Raw genomic sequence first — 3,435 nt, forward strand, 5'->3', positions numbered from 1 at the left:
GGATCGGAAGTGAGAATAACCAACGCCCAAGGTATCAACTGGAGGTCAAGAAAAGACGCTCATCAAGAGCAATCTGCTCGGTTCGGCCGCCGGCAACGTCGCCGTCGCCGGCGCGCAGGCTGCCGATCTTCCCACAAAGAAGGCCGAGCCCGTCGTGCAATATGTCAAGATCTGCAACGTCGGCGGCATCACCGGCTGGACCCTGCCGGGTTCCGACACCTGCGTGAAGCTCTCCGGCTACATCACGGCCCAGTTCGTGGGCGGCAACCTGAACACCCAGTACAACTGGGGATCGACTGGCGATGCTATACTCGCGACTTCAGCGATACCCCTCACGCCGAACGCCGCGAACGCGCTCGCGGCCCTATCCTCCATCGACAACCGCTCTACGCAGCGCGTGTTGATCGCGGGCAGCGCGGGGCAGGGAAACAGCACCTTCTATCGTAACGCCACCGGCTGGTCGATGCGCTCCAGCTTCGGCTTCGACATCGCCTCGAACACCGCCTACGGCCCGTTAATCGGCCACTTCGACTTCCAGGCCGACCTCGGCAACGGCCTCGACCCGCTCAACGGCAGCTCCAGCACCGACTCTGCCGTCTACGTCAACGAAGCCTACCTGACTTGGGCCGGAGTCACCGCCGGTAAGGCCGCCTCGTTCTATTCGTTCACCGGCGGCGGCGACAACTGGGCGAACTTCTTCTCGCCCGACCAGAAGGGCTTCAACGAGCCGATCCTGATGGCCTACACCGCCTCTTTCGGCGGCGGCTTCTCCGCCACCGTCGCGGCGCAAAGCCCGGGCACGAACGGCTTCTCGGGCGAAGGCACGCAGTTGACGGGTTCGGGCGGCGCCAACTTCGGAGCGCTGACCGGCGCCAACCCGGGCAGCATCACCTTCGGCGGCCAGCGTTGGCCCGACATCGTCGGGAACCTGCACGTCACCCAGGGTTGGGGCGAGGCCCAGGTGTCGGGCGTTATCCATAACGTGAACGTTAGCGCTAACGGTTATACCGGCGCGCTCGGCGAACTGGGTTGCGGCGTCGGCGTCACGGGCCTCCCGCTGATCAACTGCGACAGCCAACACAACCAGATCGGCTGGGGCGTCGACGGCGGCGTGAAACTGAACATACCGCAGCTCGGCGCGGGCGACACCGTCCTGGTCACCGGCAGCTACACCCAGAGCGCGGTGTGGTACTCGGGTCTGCCGGACGGGATGTGGGGCGAGAACGGCCAGGTCAACGGCAACGGTCAGCCGATGTATCTCGCCGACGCCTTCTTCAACCCGCTCACCAACTCGTGGTCGAAGCCAACCGCGTGGTCGGTCAGCGCCCTGCTCGAGCACCACTTCACGCCGCAGTTCTACATCGACCTCGAAGGGTCGGTCGGCGGCCTCGAGTGGAGCAACATGGGCGGCGGCTGCTACATCCTCGGTTTCGGCTGCGGCATCGCCCAGGCCATCCAGGGCCCGCTGTCGAAGTCCGCGACGACCTGGCTGATCGGCGCCGACCTCGGCTGGAACCCAGTCACCAACCTGAACTTCGACCTCGAGGTGATGTATCAGTCGGTGAACCAGGAGAAGCCGACGGGCTTCCTCGGAACCGTCTACAATCTCGGCAACGCCGGCGGCGCGGTCTTCGTGCCAGGCGCCTGGGAAGGGAACTCGAGCGGCTTCGCCGGCCGTCTCCGCATCACCCGCTACTTCTGATCGCAACCCAATCGGTTGAAAGGAAAGAGCCCCGGAGCAAAAGCTCCGGGGTTTTTTCTTGCCGCCGCATGCCGCATCAGCGGGGCGATCGGCGGCTGCGCTGACATGGGGAGGAACTTGACGCTGTGAGAAACCGTATCTTTCTCGCGGGGGCGCTCGCCGCCCTTCTGTTCGCCGGACCGGCCTGGGCCGCCAATTCCAAGTGTGACGTTTTTCCGGACGCGCGCGAGAGGGCCCAGTGCGCCTGCGCGCTGCAGCTCGGCGGATGGGTGACGCGAGTTCATGACCGCTGGCGCGTCATTTATGTCCGACGCCATCAGGAGCGCGCCTGTCACAACAAGGTTCAAAGGGAATGGGGGTCGCCGAACTGAGGGCGATCTCGGTCGTGCAACGATACGGCCGTTCCGTCACGACGCTGACGGCGCGCCCCGGTCGACGCGCGGCGGTTCCTCGTCGATCGGAAACTTGCCCGCCTCGACGATGTCGCGCTCGAGGAAGAAATTGAGGAAGGTCCGGATGAAGGCGATCGCGGCCAGGCGCCCAATGTCGTCCCAGGTCGGGGCGCGGGCCGAGATGATGATGTCGTTGGCAAGCTGAAACGTGAGGCCAGCCATCAGCCATCGCGCGTAGCGCAGATAGCCGTCGCGAAGATCGCGGCCGGTCCGGGAGGGATTGAAGACCGAGCGGACGCAGGTGACGAACATCTCGATCGTGCCGACCGCGATGATCAGCACAGCCATCGCGTCGATCGCCACGACGGCGCTGTCGGCGAAAAGCGAAATCCAGTCTCTCACGACGCCCCCCAAGCGCCTGGAATTCCGCGCGCCGGCCCCTTCTCCCGCAACGGTCCCGTGCGGGAGAAGGGGCCCGCGCGAATGCCCGCTCAGTGCCCAGCGCTGCTGTGCGCCTCCTGTATCTGTCTCAGCACCGCGTCGAGGTTGAACGACGCCGGCTTCTGGCGCGGCGGGAACGCCTGGAACTCGGCGATCTGGTTCGCCACAAGCGCCTGCATCGCATAGAGGATGTAGGTGTGTGAGAGCAGCCAATCCCAGTAGGTGTTGGAGTTCTCGTCCGCCCGCTCGAACGGATCGCGCCTCAGGTTGAACATCTTCGGCGCTCTGAGATGCACGAACGGCTCGAACCAGCACATCAAATGCTTGGCGCGCTGCTCCATCAGCACGACCTTCCAGTCCTTCATTCGGATGGCGAGGATGTCGCCGTCGTCGCTGATGTAGAAGAAGAACTGCCTGGGGCTCTCCTTCGTCTCGCCGCTCAGGTACGGCAGCATGTCGATGCCGTCGATGTGAACCTTGAAGGTCTTGTCCCCGACCGTCGCGCCGGCGTGCAGCTTCGCCTTGATGTCCGGCTCTCCCGCGGCGGCCAGCAGCGTCGGCAGCCAGTCCTGATGGCTTACGATGCCGTTGAGCACCGTCCCCGCCTTGAATTTCTTGGGCCAGCGGACGAAAGCCGGCACGCGCCAGCCGCCTTCCCAATTGGTGTTCTTCTCGGAGCGAAAAGGCGTGATGCCGGCGTCCGGCCACGAGTTGTAGTGGGGGCCGTTGTCGGTCGAGTACATGACGATGGTGTCGTCGGCGATGCCGAGCTCATCGAGTTTCGCGAGCATCTGGCCGATGTGCTCGTCGTGGGCGACCATCACGTCGTTGTAGTCGCCCTGGCCGTTGCTCTTGCCCTTGTGCTTGGCGGCCGGGTGGGTGCGGAAATGCATGCCCGTC

At 64.7% G+C, this 3,435-nt stretch carries 4 protein-coding genes; 2 read left to right on the forward strand and 2 right to left on the reverse strand.

Going from position 1 to position 3,435, the window contains the following annotated elements; translation table 11 throughout:
• The first annotated feature begins 73 nt into the window (after positions 1-73).
• Together ACLP25_RS07255 and ACLP25_RS07260 are read left to right on the forward strand one after the other, a co-directional pair.
• On the forward strand, positions 74-1,702 hold the full coding sequence (locus ACLP25_RS07255; protein ID WP_442468547.1) for a porin: 1,629 nt from the start codon (positions 74-76) through the stop codon (positions 1,700-1,702).
• 125 nt (positions 1,703-1,827) lie between these two features.
• Positions 1,828-2,073: a hypothetical protein gene (locus ACLP25_RS07260; RefSeq protein WP_442468544.1), complete on the forward strand. Its 246-nt coding sequence runs from the start codon at positions 1,828-1,830 to the stop codon at positions 2,071-2,073.
• A 36-nt stretch (positions 2,074-2,109) separates the two neighbouring features.
• Here ACLP25_RS07260 and ACLP25_RS07265 read toward each other — a convergent pair whose 3' ends face one another.
• A complete protein-coding gene (locus ACLP25_RS07265) occupies positions 2,110-2,496 on the reverse strand; it encodes a DUF1622 domain-containing protein (RefSeq protein ID WP_442468545.1) in 387 nt (128 codons plus the stop codon).
• Between the two features lie 89 nt (positions 2,497-2,585).
• On the reverse strand, positions 2,586-3,435 hold an 850-nt coding region (locus tag ACLP25_RS07270; RefSeq protein WP_442468546.1), incomplete at its 5' end, for a sulfatase-like hydrolase/transferase.

The sequence above is a fragment of the Roseiarcus sp. genome, assembly GCF_052145395.1.
Taxonomy (GTDB): Bacteria; Pseudomonadota; Alphaproteobacteria; order Rhizobiales; family Beijerinckiaceae; genus Roseiarcus.